General features: G+C 64.3%; 15 protein-coding genes. 5 read left to right on the plus strand and 10 right to left on the minus strand.

Annotated elements, in window-relative coordinates; translation table 11 throughout:
* The first annotated feature begins 20 nt into the window (after positions 1-20).
* From purM to ATE71_RS03960, 3 genes are all read left to right on the plus strand, one after another.
* The gene (purM, locus tag ATE71_RS03950) at positions 21-1,139 is read left to right on the plus strand and encodes a phosphoribosylformylglycinamidine cyclo-ligase (RefSeq protein ID WP_058802132.1); all 1,119 of its coding nucleotides are present in this window, start codon (positions 21-23) and stop codon (positions 1,137-1,139) included.
* The gene (gene purN / locus ATE71_RS03955; RefSeq protein WP_058802133.1) at positions 1,132-2,082 is read left to right on the plus strand and encodes a phosphoribosylglycinamide formyltransferase; all 951 of its coding nucleotides are present in this window, start codon (positions 1,132-1,134) and stop codon (positions 2,080-2,082) included. Before purM ends, purN begins: the two co-directional genes overlap by 8 nt.
* Before the next feature lie 170 nt (positions 2,083-2,252).
* Positions 2,253-2,774 carry a hypothetical protein gene (locus tag ATE71_RS03960; protein ID WP_152998633.1) on the plus strand — a complete coding sequence of 174 codons (522 nt, stop codon included), beginning with the start codon at positions 2,253-2,255 and terminating at the stop codon, positions 2,772-2,774.
* Between the two features lie 100 nt (positions 2,775-2,874).
* Here the strand turns inward: ATE71_RS03960 and ndk are convergent, their stop codons facing one another.
* The 4 genes from ndk to ATE71_RS03980 form a co-directional block, all read right to left on the minus strand.
* Positions 2,875-3,297, minus strand: a complete 423-nt coding sequence (ndk, locus tag ATE71_RS03965; RefSeq protein WP_039575124.1) for a nucleoside-diphosphate kinase — start codon at positions 3,295-3,297, stop codon at positions 2,875-2,877.
* Positions 3,298-3,397: 100 nt separating this feature from the next.
* Positions 3,398-3,928: a hypothetical protein gene (locus ATE71_RS03970; protein WP_058802135.1), complete on the minus strand. Its 531-nt coding sequence runs from the start codon at positions 3,926-3,928 to the stop codon at positions 3,398-3,400.
* A 70-nt stretch (positions 3,929-3,998) separates the two neighbouring features.
* Positions 3,999-4,448: a DNA polymerase III subunit chi gene (locus ATE71_RS03975; RefSeq protein ID WP_058802136.1), complete on the minus strand. Its 450-nt coding sequence runs from the start codon at positions 4,446-4,448 to the stop codon at positions 3,999-4,001.
* Between the two features lie 23 nt (positions 4,449-4,471).
* The gene (locus ATE71_RS03980) at positions 4,472-5,917 is read right to left on the minus strand and encodes a leucyl aminopeptidase (RefSeq protein ID WP_058802137.1); all 1,446 of its coding nucleotides are present in this window, start codon (positions 5,915-5,917) and stop codon (positions 4,472-4,474) included.
* A gap of 132 nt (positions 5,918-6,049) precedes the next feature.
* Here ATE71_RS03980 and ATE71_RS03985 point away from each other — a divergent pair, with 132 nt between their 5' ends.
* Positions 6,050-8,353: an LPS-assembly protein LptD gene (locus ATE71_RS03985; protein WP_058802138.1), complete on the plus strand. Its 2,304-nt coding sequence runs from the start codon at positions 6,050-6,052 to the stop codon at positions 8,351-8,353.
* Between the two features lie 33 nt (positions 8,354-8,386).
* Here the strand turns inward: ATE71_RS03985 and ATE71_RS03990 are convergent, their stop codons facing one another.
* Genes ATE71_RS03990 through ATE71_RS04000 form a run of 3 tightly spaced genes read right to left on the minus strand, consistent with a single transcriptional unit; the run spans position 8,387 to position 11,726 of the window.
* Positions 8,387-9,601, minus strand: a complete 1,215-nt coding sequence (locus ATE71_RS03990; protein ID WP_058802139.1) for an acetyl-CoA C-acetyltransferase — start codon at positions 9,599-9,601, stop codon at positions 8,387-8,389.
* Positions 9,602-9,628: 27 nt separating this feature from the next.
* A complete protein-coding gene (locus ATE71_RS03995) occupies positions 9,629-10,798 on the minus strand; it encodes an acyl-CoA dehydrogenase family protein (RefSeq protein ID WP_058802140.1) in 1,170 nt (389 codons plus the stop codon).
* Between the two features lie 10 nt (positions 10,799-10,808).
* On the minus strand, positions 10,809-11,726 hold the full coding sequence (locus ATE71_RS04000) for an SDR family NAD(P)-dependent oxidoreductase (RefSeq protein ID WP_058802141.1): 918 nt from the start codon (positions 11,724-11,726) through the stop codon (positions 10,809-10,811).
* A gap of 104 nt (positions 11,727-11,830) precedes the next feature.
* On the opposite strand from ATE71_RS04000, the gene ATE71_RS04005 reads away from it, so the two are divergent.
* Positions 11,831-12,571 (plus strand): helix-turn-helix domain-containing protein, encoded by a 741-nt coding sequence (locus ATE71_RS04005; protein WP_058802142.1) that lies wholly within the window; start codon positions 11,831-11,833, stop codon positions 12,569-12,571.
* Between the two features lie 11 nt (positions 12,572-12,582).
* On the opposite strand, the gene ATE71_RS04010 is transcribed toward ATE71_RS04005, so the two are convergent.
* The 3 genes from ATE71_RS04010 to ATE71_RS04020 are packed head-to-tail and all read right to left on the minus strand — an operon-like array spanning position 12,583 to position 15,532.
* Entirely contained in the window at positions 12,583-13,920 is a 1,338-nt protein-coding gene (locus ATE71_RS04010; RefSeq protein WP_058802143.1) for a hypothetical protein, read from the minus strand.
* Between the two features lie 20 nt (positions 13,921-13,940).
* Positions 13,941-14,885 (minus strand): hypothetical protein, encoded by a 945-nt coding sequence (locus tag ATE71_RS04015; protein WP_152998634.1) that lies wholly within the window; start codon positions 14,883-14,885, stop codon positions 13,941-13,943.
* A complete protein-coding gene (locus ATE71_RS04020; RefSeq protein ID WP_152998635.1) occupies positions 14,882-15,532 on the minus strand; it encodes a hypothetical protein in 651 nt (216 codons plus the stop codon). Before ATE71_RS04020 ends, ATE71_RS04015 begins: the two co-directional genes overlap by 4 nt.
* Positions 15,533-15,629 lie beyond the last annotated feature (97 nt).

Consider the following 15,629-nt stretch of genomic DNA (forward strand, 5'->3'; position numbering starts at 1 on the left):
AAGCGTTAGTCGCGCGGGCCATGGATTCCAAGCACAACAAGTCAGACGGGCAACCCGCCTCCTACACTTATGCCGAGGCCGGCGTATCGATCGAGACCGGCAATGCGCTGGTCCGTGCCATCGCGCCGCTCGCCCGTGCGACGCGGCGTCCCGGCGCCGATGCCGATCTGGGCGGTTTTGGTGGCTTTTTCGATCTGAAAGCGGCGGGGTTCAACGACCCGCTGCTCGTCGCCGCGAACGACGGGGTCGGCACCAAGCTCAAACTCGCGATCGAATCGGGCAGGCATGACGGCGTGGGCATCGACCTCGTCGCAATGTGCGCGAACGACCTGATCGTGCAGGGCGCCGAACCACTGTTTTTCCTCGATTATTATGCGACGGGTAAGCTCGACAACCAAGTCGCAACCGAAGTCGTCGCGAGCATTGCCGAAGGGTGCAAGCAGGCGGGATGCGCGCTGATCGGCGGCGAAACCGCCGAAATGCCGGGCATGTATTCGGACGGCGATTATGACCTTGCGGGCTTCTGCGTAGGCGCGGTCGAGCGCGACCAGGTGCTGACCGCCGACAAGGTGGCGGCGGGCGACGTCATTCTGGGCCTCGCCTCGTCGGGGGTGCATTCGAACGGCTTTTCGCTCGTGCGCCGGCTCGCTGCGGACAAGGGCTGGAAGCTCGACCGTCCCGCGCTGTTCGACCAGAATATCCTGCTGATCGACGCGCTGATGGCGCCGACGCGCATCTATGTGAAAAGCCTGCTGCCGCTGGTGAAGACCGGCCATATCCACGCGCTGGCGCATATCACCGGCGGCGGGCTGCTTGAAAATATCCCGCGCGTGCTGCCGAAAACGCTGCACGCGCATATCGATGCCGACGCGTGGGCGCAGCCGCGGTTGATGGCCTTCCTGCAGGCGCAGGGAAATATCGAGCCCGAAGAAATGGCGCGCACCTTCAACTGCGGCATCGGCATGGCGGTGGTCGTGGCCGAAAGCGATGTCGCCGACGTGGCGGCGGCGCTCGAAGCCGCAGGCGAAACGGTGGTCCGCATCGGCCATATTGCCGAGGGCGAAAAAGGCTGCACCGTGACCGGCAGCGCCGAGACGTGGAGCGCGCGGACAGCATGGAGCGCCACGCATAATGGCTAAGGCGCGTGTCGCCGTCCTGATTTCAGGCGCCGGCACCAATATGGCAGCGCTGCTCTATGCCGCGAAAGCCGAAGCCTGCCCCTATGAGCTGGTGTTCGTCGGCAGCAACGATCCCGGCGCAGCTGGTCTTGAAATTGCGGAAGCCGAGGGAATCGCAACCTGGAGCCTGTCGCACAAGGGCATGAACCGCGACGCGTTCGACGCACTGGTCGACGAGCAATTGCGCACGGCGGGCGCCGAATATGTCGCGCTGGCGGGCTATATGCGTATATTGTCCGACGAATTCGTCGCGCGCTGGGCGGGACGGATGCTCAATATCCACCCCAGCCTGCTCCCCAAATATAAGGGGCTGAACACGCACCAACACGCCATCGATGCGGGCGACAAGTTCGGGGGGTGCAGCGTGCATGTCGTCACCCCCGAACTCGACGATGGGCCGGTGCTGGCGCAGACCAAGGTCGCGATCCTGCCCGGCGACACCGCCGAGACGCTGGCCGCGCGCGTGCGCTTTGCCGAGCACCAACTCTATCCCGCCACCCTCGCCGCGTTCGTCACGCGAGAGCGGTCGCCCGATTATCTGCGCGGCCGCGTGCGCGAGCTCGCGATGGCCTTGCCTGAGGCCGACGAGGTCGTCTCGCACGGCATGCCGTGCTTCGGGATCGTGAAGGGCAAGAAATTCGCCTATTTTACCGAAGATCATCACGGCGACGGCAAAGTTGCGCTGCTGGTGAAGATCAGCGGCGGTGACGAACAGGCGGCGCTGATCGAAATGGACGGCGAACGCTATTACCGCCCGCCCTATTTCGGCGACGGCTGGATCGGCATCCGCCTCGATCTGGGCGACACCGACTGGGACGCGATCACCGAATGGCTGCGCAAGAGCTGGCTGGCGGTGGCGCCGAAGAAGCTTGCGGGGCTGATAGGGATTGCGGAGGATTTTTGATTGGCGATAGGCCGCCATTAAGCAATTTTGGATATTGCGGGCCGATGCAAACTCAACGGTCGAGGTCGAGCGAAAACTGGCGCGAAGCCCAGCAGGCACGCATATCGCTGTGGATACGCGAAACCGTAAAAGGGTGGATCTATTTCGATAGCGAGGGACATGCCCGCCTATTGACGACGGACGAGGCCCGGACGCTGGAACGCGAAGCCAATCGATTACTCGGCCGCCATAGCGAACGAGAGTTCACCGCCGGCGCAATTGTCGCGATCCTCTCCGTCTTGGGCTTGATCTCGGTCGGCGGCGCCGCCTATTTCGCTGGCTGGAAGACCTTCGCCGCGGCCGCGATGGCATTACTCTTCTTCTCGGCATCGGCCTACGAAGCAACGCGTTATGAGCGCGACCTGCACGCGTGGCGGCGCTCGGTCTCCGAAAGGTTCCAGCATCGCCCCATCGTGAAAGCGAGCTATGCGCGCCACCACCGCCGGCACAATCTGTTCAAATACGCCATCCTCGCGACCGTCGGCATTTGCTGGGCCGTCGGTAGCTGGTTCATGATTTCGGCCCCCGGATCGCCGATCGTCTATCTCTTGCTGGTCGCCGGTTTCGTATTGCCATTTCCGCTGAATGCCTTGGCTCGCCGCGTCGACGCCACGCATCGACGGCGAAAATGGTTTGACGAACGCCCGACCTAGTCCGGAACGCAGACATGCGCGCGGCGCCGGGCTCGCAGCTCCGAACGAAGAAGGCCGCCGGATCGCTCCGGCGGCCATTTTTTTCGTCATCCCGGTGGGATTAGCCGACGATTTCTTCGGGCTTGAAGAAGTAGGCGATTTCGATCGCGGCGTTCTCGTCGCTGTCCGAACCGTGCACGGTGTTCGCTTCGATGCTTTCGGCCAATTCCTTGCGGATCGTGCCGGGCGCGGCATCCTTGGGGTTGGTCGCGCCCATGATGTCGCGGTTGCGCTGCATCGCATCTTCGCCTTCGAGGACCTGGACGACGACGGGGCCGCTGATCATGAAATCGACGAGTTCGCCGAAGAAGGGGCGTTCCTTGTGGACCGCGTAGAAGCCCTCGGCCTGTTCGCGGCTCATGTGGATGCGCTTCGACGCGACGACGCGCAGGCCGGCGTCTTCCAGCATCTTGGTGACCGCGCCGGTGATATTGCGGCGGGTAGCATCGGGCTTGATGATCGAAAAGGTGCGGGTGACCGCCATGGGAAAGCTCCTGCGATGTTATGGTTTGCGATGCGCGCGCCTCTAGCCGCGCTTTTGCCGCGCGGCAAGCGGAGACACGCGAGCATCTGCGGGAGCGTCCTCAGCGACCGACGCCGTAGGTCACGCTGCCATTGACCGTCGCGCCGACCTGCGTCGCGGTGACCTGAACGCCCGCCTTGCCCGAACCCGCCGCCTCGGCCCCGAACATCAATGTGTCGCCGGCCTTCATCTCGCGGGTGACTTTCATTCCCTGCGCTTCCGCCTGCTTGCGAAAATGGGCGATGACGTCGGCTGCCTTGCCATCGACCTCGAAGCTCGCCATGCCACCCTGCCCGTCCTTGCCGGTCGCCGCGAAACCGCCGGTCATCTTCGTGCCGGGAAAGGGAGCGAAGCCTGCAGGCAGCTTGGCATTGGCGCCGCCGCCGCCGAACACCATCTCGCCATCTTCGGTTTTGATCCGGATATTGCTGGCGCCATCGTCGCTGGCGGTCACCTTGTAATCGGCGCTTTGGCCGGTCTCTGGGTCGGTATAGGTACCGCTCGCAACTTCGGTCTCCTCGCTCGATCCGCAGCCAGCAAGCAAAAGCGCCGCGGCAAGTGCGGCAAGAATCGGGGTCGGCGACTTGGTCATGATCAACTCCAGCTGCTGTTCGTCATTTCCCTAGCATCGATGGGGTGCCGCGCCGTGACCCCGGTCACAGCTATGGCCCCTCGGACCAGCGTCCGTTTTCATCCTGTTTCCAGAAGCGATTGTCGATATCCTCACGCGCCGCGAGCGTGCGCCACAGCGCGCGGGCGTCGTCGATGCGGCTGTTGTCGAAAAGCAGGAAAGTGCGTTCGAATCCGAGCGCCTCGTCGCGCCACTCGCCATCGGCGAGCGCGAGATAGGTTGCGCGGTTCGGCGGCGACGGATCGAGCGTGCCAGCGATCAGGATCGGCTCGATCTCCTCGTCGGCCGAAGCGGCATGGCCGTGCGGCAGAAAGCTCGCCGGCTGATGCGACCAGAGCGCAGCGTCGATCGCCTGCCGCTGCATCGCCGGTGCGGCAACCACCAGCAGGCGGTCGCCGGTCGCCAGAATACGCGTCGCAAGCGCAGGGAGCACCTTTTCGGCGGGGTCGCGGGTCAGCCGGTAAAAGTCGACGCGCGGCATCCCGCTTCTCCTGCCCCGGCCCTTCAGCCTTCGTGGTTGGCGGCGATATAGCGGTCGAGCAGGCGCACGCCATATCCGGTCGCACCCTTCGCATAGACCGGGCCGTCCTTGTCATGCCAAGCCATGCCCGCGATATCGAGATGCGCCCATTTGACGCCTTCGTCGACGAAGCGCTTGATGAACTGCGCCGCGGTGATCGATCCGCCCTCGCGCGGGCCGACATTCTTCATGTCGGCGATCGGGCTGTCGATCAGCTTGTCGTAGGCAGGCGACAGCGGGAAGCGCCACAGCTTGTTGTTCGACACCTCGCCTGCGGCGACCAGCTGCTCGGCAAGGCTGTCGTCATTGGCGAAAATGCCCGCATATTCGTGGCCGAGCGAGATCACCATCGCGCCGGTCAGCGTCGCCAGATCGACGATCACAGAAGGGCTATAAACCTTCTGCGTCCAGGTGACCGCGTCGCAGAGCACGAGCCGCCCTTCGGCATCGGTGTTGAGCACTTCCACGGTCTGACCCGACATGGTGGAAACGATATCGCCGGGGCGCATCGCATTGCCATCGGGCATATTCTCGACCAGGCCGACGATGCCGACGACATTGGCGTTCGCCTTGCGTCCGGCAATCGCCTTCATCGCGCCCGCGACCGCGCCAGCACCGCCCATGTCCCATTTCATCATGTCCATGCCCGCGGCCGGCTTGATGCTAATCCCGCCGGTGTCGAAGGTCACGCCCTTGCCGACGAAAGCGATCGGCTTGTCGCCCGGCTGACCGCCGTTCCAGCGCATCGCGAGCAGGCGCGGCGGCCGCGTCGAGCCTTGCGCGACACCGAGCAGCGCGCCCATGCCGAGCGCCTTCATCTGCCGCTCGTCGAGAACATCGAGCTCGATGCCGAGGTCGGCAAGATGCTGGCAGCGTTCGACGAAGCTTTCGGGATAGAGGATGTTCGGCGGCTCGGCGACGAGCGTCTGGGTGAAGGCGACCCCTGCCGCGATCGCCTCGTTTTCCGCCCAGCGTGCCGACAGATCTCCGTGCGGCGACCCGATCGTCACCATTTTGAGGCTCGGCTTCGCCTTGTCCGCAAGGCGCGTGCGATAGGTGTCGAGGCGCCAATTGCGCAGCAGCGCGCCCATGCCAAAGGCAAGGACGTCGTCGGCGTCGCTCTGCCCCGCGCTGGCGAAATCGACATGGACATGCGTCACGCCGCTCGTCTGGAGCTTCGCGGTCAGCGCCGCACCGCCGCGCTCGAGGTCATGCTCGCCGCCCTCGCCGATCCCGACCAGAAGCAGGCGCTTCGCCGCGCCGCCGTCGATGGTCGCGGTTTCGGCGATCGTCCCCGCGGTGCCGTCAAAGCGCGCCTGCGCCGCCGCCGCGCCGAGAAGTGCGCCGAGCGCACCGGCTTCGCCCTTGCGGACCGGAAATGCGACGACGTCGGCAGACGCATCGATTTGCGCGACAAACTGAATGTCCATGCCTTAACTTTCTTATGCGATGATTGATTGGAACGTGGCGGACCGATAGGGGTTTCGCCTGCGAGTTGCAAAAACAAAGCAGCCGGTCCAATCCGGGTGGACGCAAGATAAGGTGTGGGACAAAGATATCAAATGACTTGGGCTTTGTTCCGACAAGCGGCGCGTGCGCGGTCGTTCTGGCTGGCGACGGCGAGCGGCGCCGCGCTGGTGGCCAGCCCGGTGATGGCCCAAGCCGAGCCGAATCCGGCCCAGTCCGAAGATGTCGCCGGCGAGCCGGTCCTGCAGACGCCCGATGTCGTTCCTACAGCCTCCGACGCGCCCGACGTTCAGGGCGAGGAACAGGTGGGTTTTGCCGCCGACAATCTCAATTACGACAGCGACACCGAAATCGTCATCGCCGAGGGCAATGTCCAGATGAACCGCGAAGCGATTGAGATGCGCGCGGACAAGGTGACGTGGAATCGCAAGACGGGCCAGGTTTTCGCCGAGGGCAATGTCACGATCAAGAATCCCGAAGGCGACACCGCCTATGGCGACAAGATCGAGCTGACCGACAGTTTGCGCGACGGCGTCGTCGAGAATCTGCTGGTCGTGCTCGACAATGGATCGCGGCTCGCGGCGGTCAAGGGCACCCGCTTCGACAATGGCAATATCGAGCTGGAGAACGCCGCCTACACGCCCTGCCCCGTCGAAGATGACGCGGGCTGCCCGAAGAATCCGAGCTGGCAGATTCGCGCCGTCCGCGTGATGTACGACCGGGCAAAGAACAAGATCCGGTACAAGGGCGCGCGCGTAGAGATTTTCGGCCTGCCTTTGATCCCCCTGCCCGGCCTCAGCCACCCGGCGAACAGCGAAGCGGGCAGCGGCATCTTGGTGCCGGAAATCCGGCTCGACCGCAGCAACGGCTTCGAAATCGCCGTACCCTATTATCTGCGGCTTGCGCCCGACCGCGACATCACGATCACGCCGCATGTCTATACGAGCGCGGCGCCGATGCTGGAGGGCGAATTCCGTGCGCTGACCGATATCGGGTCCTTTCGTATCAACGGCTATGCGACCTACGGCTCGCTCGTCCCGCTGACCGGCGACGATCCCGATAGCGAAAAACGCTTTCGCGGCTATCTGGAAAGCGCAGGAAAATTCCAGTTCGATCCGCGCTGGAGCCTCACCTATTCGGGCCGCATCGCGACCGACCGCACCTTCATGCGGCGCTACGACATCAGCCGCGACGACCGGCTACGCTCGACCTTCGAACTCGAACGGATCGGCAACCAGAGCTATTTGTCGATCGCCGGCTGGGCGACGCAGACGCTGCGCCGCAACGACGACCAGGGCCAGCAGCCGATCGCACTGCCGATCATCGATTATCGCCAGCGGTTCGACGATCCGCTGCTCGGCGGGAAGCTCGAATTGCAGCTCAACACGCTCGCGATCGGGCGAACCGAGGGACAAGACACGCAGCGTGCCTTTGCCGGCGCGCGCTGGGACCTGCGCGGCCTGACGAGCCTGGGCCAGGAAGTGACGCTGACCGCGCTGGTGCGCGGCGACGTTTATCACAGCGACGAGAATCTGCTGACCGCCATTCCCGGCTATCGCGGCAAATCGGGGTGGCAGGGACGCGGGATCGCGGCGGTCGCCGCCGACATGCGCTGGCCGTTCGTCGGCGAATTTCTGGGGGGGACGCAGACGCTGACGCCGCGCGTCCAGATCGTCGCGACTCCGCCGATCAAGAATCTCGATATCCCGAACGAGGATTCGCGCGCGTTCGACCTCGAAGACGGCAATCTCTTCTCGATCAACCGCTTCAACGGTTACGATCGGTTCGAAGACGGCGCCCGCATTACCTATGGTCTCGAATGGAATTTCAGCCGGCCGGGTTTCAATATCAGCAGCGTCGTCGGGCAAAGCTATCGCCTATCGGACAAGCCCAGCCTGTTCCCCGACGGCACCGGACTGACCGATCGCACGTCGGATATCGTCGGACGGACGACCGTTGCGTATCGCGATTTCCTGCGGCTAACCCACCGTTACCGGCTGGACAAGGATAATCTGGCGATCCGTCGCAACGAATTCGACGCGACGATCGGCAGCCGTTCGACCTATGCCGTGGTCGGCTATTCGCGCCTCAACCGCGACATATTGCTGCTGGGCGAGGATTTGCAGGACCGCGAGGAAGTGCGCGCCGGCGGGCGCATCGCGGTCGCTAGCAACTGGTCGGTGTTCGGATCGGCGATCGTCGATCTGACGAAGCAAAGCGACGATCCGCTGAGTTCGGCGGACGGGTTCGAGCCGATCCGCCACCGCCTGGGCGTCGCCTATGACGACGATTGCCTGTCGATCGCGCTGACGTGGCGGCGCGATTATGCCGACACCGGCGACGCGCGGCGCGGCAACAGCTTTTCCTTCCGCATCGCGTTCCGCAACCTCGGTTTCTGATCGCCGGTCGGGCGGGTTCGGCGCGCGGCCTTCTCAGGCAGCGCGTTCGAAGATCGCGGCGATGCCCTGCCCGCCGCCGATGCACATCGTCTCGAGCCCGTAGCGTCCATCGCGACGCACCAGTTCGCGCGTGAGGTTGGCGAGAATGCGCCCGCCCGTCGCACCGATCGGGTGGCCGAGCGAGATGCCCGATCCGTTGACGTTGAGCATCTCGTACCGACTGTCGTCGTCCGACCAGCCCCAGCCCTTCAGCACCGCGAGCACCTGCGGCGCGAAGGCTTCGTTGAGTTCAACAAGGTCGATATCGCCCCAGCCGAGGCCGCTGCGCGCGAACAGCCGCTCGACCGCGGGCACCGGGCCGATCCCCATGCGGCTTGGGTCGCATCCCGCCGCCGCCGAGCTGTGATACCAGGCAATGGGAGTGAGCCCGAGCTCATCGAGCTTGTCTTCGGCAACGACCAGACATGCCGCGGCGGCGTCATTCTGCTGGCTCGCATTGCCTGCAGTAACGACGCCGCCTTCGAGCGCGCGCAGCTTGCCGAGCGTCTCCATCGTCGCATCGGCGCGATAGCCTTCGTCATGCGCGAAAACAACCGGATCGCCCTTTTTCTGCGGCACCGATACCGGCACCAGTTCGTCGTCGAACAGCCCGTTTGCCCAAGCAGCGGCGGCGCGCTGATGGCTGCGCACGGCATAGGCGTCGCACGCCTCGCGCGAAATATCATAGTCTTTCGCCAGATTTTCGGCGGTCTCGATCATACCGGTGATGACGCCGAAGCGCTCGACCGGCTGCGACATCAAGCGTCCGCGCGTCAGCCGGTCGTGGAGCGTCAGATTACCGGCGCGCACACCCTTTCGAATGTCGGTGCTGTAATGCTCGACGTTCGACATCGATTCGACGCCGCCCGCGACGACGACATCGGACATGCCCGTCTGGACCATCATCGCGGCGTTGACGACCGCCTGCAGTCCCGAACCGCAGCGGCGGTCGAGCTGGTAGCCCGGCACTTCGAGCGGCAGCCCTGCGGCGAGCCACGACCAGTGGCCGATGGCGGGTGCCTCGCCATTGCCATAACCTTGACTAAAGACGACGTCGTCGACGCGTGCCGGATCGATCTTCGTCCGCTCGACCAGCGCCTTCAGCACGACCGCGCCAAGCTCGCCCGCCGGCATCGACGACAGCGCGCCGCCGAACTTGCCGACGGAGGTGCGGATCGGGGAAACGATAGCGGCGCGGCGAAGGGTCATCACAAATCTCCGGTCGATGGATGGGCGTCAGCCTTGGGCGTGAAACTCGCGCAGCATGTGCTTCGCGATCTGGAGTTGCAGGATCTGGGTCGTGCCTTCGTAGATGCGATAGATGCGGGCGTCGCGGAAGAAGCGCTCGGCGTCATATTCGGCCAGATAGCCCGCGCCGCCATAGACCTGGACGCAGGCATCGACGACGCGGCCGCACATCTCGCTAGCAAAGACCTTGAATGCAGCGGCCTTGCGAAGGACATTCTCACCCGCGTCGGCGCGGCGGGTGACGTCGTCCATCATGCATTCGGCGGCGTAGATGTCGATCTCGCTCTGCGCGAGCATCTGCTGGATCAGCTGGAAGTTGGCGATCGGCTCACCGAACGCCTTGCGCTCGGTCGCATAGCGGACCGCACTGTCGAGCGCGCGGCGGGCGTAGGCCGTAGCGGCGGCGCCGACCGACATGCGGCCGTTGTCGAGGCTCATCATCGCATAGGCAAAGCCCTTGCCAAGCTCGCCGCCGAGCAGCGCCTCACCGCCGACGCGAACGTCGTCCATCACCACGTCGGCGATATGGCTTCCCGACTGGCCCATCTTCTTGTCCGACTTGCCGATCGTGATGCCAGGGGCGTCGAAAGGCACGACGAAGGCCGAGACATGCGCGTTCTTCGGCAGATTCTCCTTGCTCGTCCGCGCCATGATCAGCCCGACCTTCGCGAACGGCGAATTGGTGATGTAGCGCTTGGTGCCGTTGAGGACCCAGCCATTGTCGGTCTGCGTCGCGGTTGTCTGGAGCCCCGCCGAGTCCGATCCCGATCCGGGCTCGGTCAGCCCGAAACAGGCGATCTCGCCTGCGGCGACGCGCGGCAGCCACTCGGCCTTCTGCGCTTCGGTCCCGCCATTCTTCAGCGCTGATGCGAACATGCCGATGTTGATCGAGATGATCGATCGGAACGCCGGCATCGCATAGCTGATTGTGTGGATCGTCTTGATATATTGGCTGACATTCATCCCCGCGCCGCCATATTCCTCGGGGATCGTCAGGCCGAAGAGGCCCATGTCGCGCATTTCGGCGAGGATATCGTCGGGGATCGCGTCGGCCTCGATGATCTCTCTCTCCGCTGGGAGAAGGCGCTCGCGCACATAGCGCTGAAGCTGTTCGATGAACTGTTCGAAGACGTCCGCATCCATGCCGGGGTTGCTCATCTTTAAGTCCTCAGATCGGGTCGTAGAGGAAAACATGCGCCGACACCTCGTCGGCGCGCGCGAAGACAGGGCGGAAGGCGGGGATCAGCTCGCTCGCAATCGCCTCAGCGGTCCAGCCCTCGAGCTTCGCCATCGAACGCACGGGACGCGGTTTCGAAAAGAGCAATATCTCATTCTTGCGCACGCTGAAAATCTGATTGGTTACCTCCTGCGACAGGTCCGACGCGAGATACGCGACGAGCGGCGCGATCTTGTCCGCCGACATCGACTGCAGACGCTTGACGCGCTCCTGCTCGGCGGGCGTCGTCGCGGGGATCGACGAGGTCATCCGGCTCCATGCAAAGGGCGCGATGCAGTTCGAGCGCACGCCGACGCGCGCCATGTCGAGCGCGATCGACTGCGACAGAGCAACAACGCCGAGCTTCGCCGCCGAATAATTCGCCTGCCCGATGTTGCCGATCAGGCCGCTGGTCGAGGTAAAATGGATGAAGCTGCCCGACTGCTGCTCGCGGAAATAAGGCGTTGCGGCCTTCGAGACGTTGAAAACACCGGTCAGATTGACCTCAATCACACTCTTCCAGTCTTCGTAGCTCATCTTGTGCCAGATCGTGTCGCGCAGGATGCCGGCGTTATTCACGACCGCGTCGATCCGGCCGAACTTCGCGACCGCATCCTCGACGATGCCGGCAGCTTCCATGGGGTCGGCGACGTTGCCGAAATTGGCGGCCGCCTTGCCGCCAGCGGCAATGATGTCGTTCGCGGTAGTTTCGGCCGGAGCGGCGTCGCCGCCGTCACCTGCCTGCGCGACGCCGGGATCGTTGACGATCACCGCCGCGCCCTCGGCCGCGCAATGGAGCGCCAGTTCACGCCCAATTCCGCGCCCGGCGCCGGTGATCGCGACGACCTTCCCGTCGAGGCATCCGCTCATGACCGCTCTCCCGTTCGAATCCTGCCTGATTCCGATATGCATTTGCAGTCATAATTTCAACAACAGGAATTGTTTTTTCACATATATGAAATTATCTCGGAAGCATGACCGGCCCGGTGCGTTCCGTCTCGCAAGCCTTTTCCATCCTTCGCCTGCTCGCGGATTCGCCTGCGCTCGCGTTGTCCGACATCGCCCGGGCGACCGGACTCAGCCCGTCGAGCTGCCTAAATTTGCTAAAAACCCTTACGGCAGAGGGGGCGGTCGAACGCGAAGAGCCCAAGAAGCGCTATCGCCTTGCCCCGGCCTGGCTATCAAAGGGGATATTGCCGGAAAGCCGCGCCATGCGACTGATCGGCCGCGCCGAAGCAGGCATGGCGCATTTCGCGCAGTCGGTCGAGGCGGCAGTGGGCTTGTGGCGCATCGTGTCACGCGACCGAATGCAGCTCGTCGCGCACGCGCAAAGCGATGCGGGGATGCGGCTGGCTCTCGCCGACAATCAGCGCCAGCCGCTGGGAGCGGGCGCCGCAGGGCGTGCGATCGCAGCGGCGCAGGCGGTCGACCGCGCCGAACTGGAACGGCGCTTTTCCCAAATTCGCTGGCAGGTCGACCTTTCGTTCGCCGATTACGCGCGGCAAGTGCGCGATGCCGCAGCAGCAGGATTTTCGCTCGATCGCGGCTATGCCCATCGCGGGGTCAGCACGGCGGCGGTCGCGATGACCGACATCGCACCCGGCCTTTGCATGACGGCGTCATGCGTCGCCGGATCGCGCACCGACGGCGAACTCGAAAATCTCGGTTCCGCGCTCGCCGACCTCTGCAACGACCTGATCCTGCGTTCGGCCTAGACCGCCGACCTTTATCGCCCCGCGCCCTTGTAAAAGCGCGCTTTCGCGGGAAGCTGCGCGGCAGGGCACCATGTCCAGGCGTCGCCGTACAGCACGGTCTCGAAAGATTGCGGCCCGGTGATGCGATAGTCGAACGTCGCCGGACCGGGGCTTCCGTCGATGTCGGGGCAGCTTTCGGTCTGCCGGAAAGCCTGCCCGTCCATCATCTTGAAGCTGGTGAACTTGCAGCTGTTGTGCTGCATGACAATGCGGTCCTGGGCGAGATAGATCGCCATGTCGCCAAATGGCTTCGCGCAGGTGCCGAGACGCGAGTCGATGTAATAGCCGGTCGGAAGGGGGACGACGCGCGACTGACCCGGCTTTGCCGTCGATGACGCGGCGGCGGCCTTCGGACATTGGCGTTCGAGCGAGCGGATCGCCGCGGTCGATCCCGCGAGCGAGAGATAGGTAATTTCCCGCCATTCTTCGCCCCCGTCGACGCTGACATAGACGGCAAGATCGCTGTCGGCGCCCGTCAGCAACGCCCGGGTCGCCGGATCGAGCGCGCCGCTGAAATCGGACTTGCCGGGTTCGAGCATCAGCTGCTGCGTCGTTTCGGTAAATTCCGCGTGGCTTCGGAAGCCGATCAGCAGCGGCCGACCCGCAGGCGGCAGTTGCAAGGCCTTGGTCGGCACGACGCTCATGTAAAGGCCGCCCCCGGGCTGGCAACGAAGCCCCAGCGCCGCCATTTCGGGATGCCCGGTGACCGCCGCAACCGCCCCGGCGCCAGTACCGCCGAATTGCCAGCGCGCATCGTGGCCGGGCGGTGGCGGGGGCGCCGCCTCGCCGCTGCCGGCTGCTACGTCCGCGTGTGTCCCGCGCCGTCGTCCGGCGACCGCCCATTTGCGCCCGTCCCAACGCAGCACTTCGAGGCACATGTCGGCGCCGACGCTGCCGCAAACGGTGCCGTGCACCGACAGGCCAAGCCCGGTACCGCCGCGATCGAGCTTCACCGCCTCCCAGCCGCGGACATTGTTGCTGAAAATCTCGGTGAGCCCTCCACGCCCCGACCCGAAGATCGCTATCATGCAGCCGGCGGTGCCGCACCAGGCCGAATAGCCCTGGTTTGAACAATGAGCGGCGCTATATTCGACGACCCAGTCGGGTTTGCCGTCGCCCGTCACTTCGGTCTGAACCGCAAAGTTCGCGCGGTCGGGCACGAACTTGCCGCCGCCCGCGCGACATTCGGCCTTCAGCTCGTCAAAGACCGCCTGAACCTCGCGCGGCCACGGCCGGGCGGCGGATTGCGGCGGCAGCATCGCGGCGACGGGCAGCAACGCCGATGCGAATGCGAAAAGCGAACGGATCATGGCTATCCCCCCGGAACGCGTCAAAAATTGTCTTCCGAATATTCCCAAGGCTTCCAGCTTTGCGCCGACGAGCACCAGCTATAGCCGCCGGTCCACCAATTGCCTTGTTCGACGATGATGAACTTGGGATTGTTCATGTCGATGACCTGGCGTTCATGCTCGCCGCCGGTCTGGTAGCGTCCGTCGCCCAGCGGTCTGAAGGGCGTGACATTGTAATAGTCCTGCGGGCCGGTCATGGCCTTGCCGTCGAAGATGAAATCGGGGTCGCCCTGCCCGCGCGCCAGGGCGTCGCACGCGGCGCGGTTGCGCGCCCAAAGGCCGGTCGCCATCGGCAGGCCCGCCTTCTCCGGCTTCGCGTTCGGCGCGAAAGCCGGGGCGAGTTCGCAGATCCGGCCTTCGAGCGACCGGCCGCCATGGACATATTCGCGGCCGTTCCAGCGCAGGAAGGGAAAGCAGTCGCTGCCCGGGCCGCCAATCTCGATATCGGGCCAGGCGATCCCCTTGCGCGGATAAAGGGCGGGGATGCCCATGCTGTCGGTCATCACCGTCCAGCCCGACCCCGACCGGGCGAGCAGCTTGAACGCGAGGCCCGTGTTGCCGAAACAATAGCTGCTGCCGCCGCTGACGATCGCCTCGTCGGCCCCGTCGCCGTTCAAATCGCGGAACTCGGCGCTTTCCAGTCCGTACCAGCTGTCTTTCGGAACGGGTTTGACGTCGTCTTCGCAGCTCGCCATCCAGACGCCGTCCCGCTGTTGGTAACCAGCCGCGCGAAGAGCCGCGTCACGGCTCGCGGTAACCGCGCCTGCCGCCTTCGCCTTCGGGACGACCGCGCCGGCCGTAGCCTGCGCGGCCGCCCCATCCCCGCCCCCCGCGGGTGCCTCGCCGCTGCTGCAGGTCGCGATCAGCAGCGCCGAAATCATGATCGGAGGCAAGGAAATCAAACGCGTCCGCAGAGTTCCGGTCATGCGGCCTCTCCCTTGAGTTCGGTTTTCATGCGTCCATGTTGCGCCTTCGCATCGACGAGCAATTCGTCGACCCGTTGCCGCACGGCCGCCTTCAAACGCTGATATTCGCCATTCTTTCGGCTGTAGGCATAAAAGGCCCAACCGAATGCGCCGACGACAAATAACCACCATAGCTCGACCATAATGATCAGGCTGACGACGGCGCCGATGATCGGAGCGAACAGCATCATCTTGCGCGACGGGCGCTTGTAGAGCGGCCATTCGAGCCGATGGTCGGGCGCGAAGGTCGAGCCCGTATTATGATTGTGATAGGCGACATTATAGCCCCAGTCGGGACGCGAACCGATACGGACGACCGTCACTCGCTGCCCCTCGCGCGCGGCGAAGCCGCCGCCTTTGATCGTCACTTCCTCCTCTTCGTCATCGGCATATTCCATGAAGAAGCGCATCACCTCGGTCGTGGTCGACGACACGCTGACCGTCGGGGCCGAAATATGGCCCGATCCGTTGTGGATATAGCCGCCACCGCCGCTGCTCGACGAACTCACATGCGTTTCGGACCAGTTCCCGACACCGCGAACCGTGCCGGTGCGGAAAAAACCGTGGATATCCTCCACCTGTCGGACGGGTTCCTCCTTGCCACTCATATTCGCCTCCCCGGATTCATCGTGAGTTCGGTGCTTGCACATCCTTGAATTTGCGTCCTGTTCCTGTTCTAAAGCTTTTCTAAAGAATGATCGGGGG

The sequence above is a fragment of the Sphingopyxis sp. H115 genome (assembly GCF_001468465.1).
In the GTDB taxonomy this organism is placed as follows: Bacteria; Pseudomonadota; Alphaproteobacteria; order Sphingomonadales; family Sphingomonadaceae; genus Sphingopyxis.

Excerpts from the sequence above, each read along its gene's own strand:
- purM (WP_058802132.1), top strand. The coding sequence starts at position 21 with ATGGATTCCAAGCACAACAAGTCAGACGGGCAACCCGCCTCCTACACT.
- purN (WP_058802133.1), top strand. The coding sequence starts at position 1,132 with ATGGCTAAGGCGCGTGTCGCCGTCCTGATTTCAGGCGCCGGCACCAAT.
- ndk (WP_039575124.1), bottom strand. The coding sequence starts at position 3,297 with ATGGCGGTCACCCGCACCTTTTCGATCATCAAGCCCGATGCTACCCGC.
- ATE71_RS03970 (WP_058802135.1), bottom strand. The coding sequence starts at position 3,928 with ATGACCAAGTCGCCGACCCCGATTCTTGCCGCACTTGCCGCGGCGCTT.
- ATE71_RS03975 (WP_058802136.1), bottom strand. The coding sequence starts at position 4,448 with ATGCCGCGCGTCGACTTTTACCGGCTGACCCGCGACCCCGCCGAAAAG.
- ATE71_RS03980 (WP_058802137.1), bottom strand. The coding sequence starts at position 5,917 with ATGGACATTCAGTTTGTCGCGCAAATCGATGCGTCTGCCGACGTCGTC.
- ATE71_RS03985 (WP_058802138.1), top strand. The coding sequence starts at position 6,050 with ATGACTTGGGCTTTGTTCCGACAAGCGGCGCGTGCGCGGTCGTTCTGG.
- ATE71_RS03990 (WP_058802139.1), bottom strand. The coding sequence starts at position 9,601 with ATGACCCTTCGCCGCGCCGCTATCGTTTCCCCGATCCGCACCTCCGTC.
- ATE71_RS03995 (WP_058802140.1), bottom strand. The coding sequence starts at position 10,798 with ATGAGCAACCCCGGCATGGATGCGGACGTCTTCGAACAGTTCATCGAA.
- ATE71_RS04000 (WP_058802141.1), bottom strand. The coding sequence starts at position 11,726 with ATGAGCGGATGCCTCGACGGGAAGGTCGTCGCGATCACCGGCGCCGGG.
- ATE71_RS04005 (WP_058802142.1), top strand. The coding sequence starts at position 11,831 with ATGACCGGCCCGGTGCGTTCCGTCTCGCAAGCCTTTTCCATCCTTCGC.
- ATE71_RS04010 (WP_058802143.1), bottom strand. The coding sequence starts at position 13,920 with ATGATCCGTTCGCTTTTCGCATTCGCATCGGCGTTGCTGCCCGTCGCC.
- ATE71_RS04015 (WP_152998634.1), bottom strand. The coding sequence starts at position 14,885 with ATGACCGGAACTCTGCGGACGCGTTTGATTTCCTTGCCTCCGATCATG.
- ATE71_RS04020 (WP_152998635.1), bottom strand. The coding sequence starts at position 15,532 with ATGAGTGGCAAGGAGGAACCCGTCCGACAGGTGGAGGATATCCACGGT.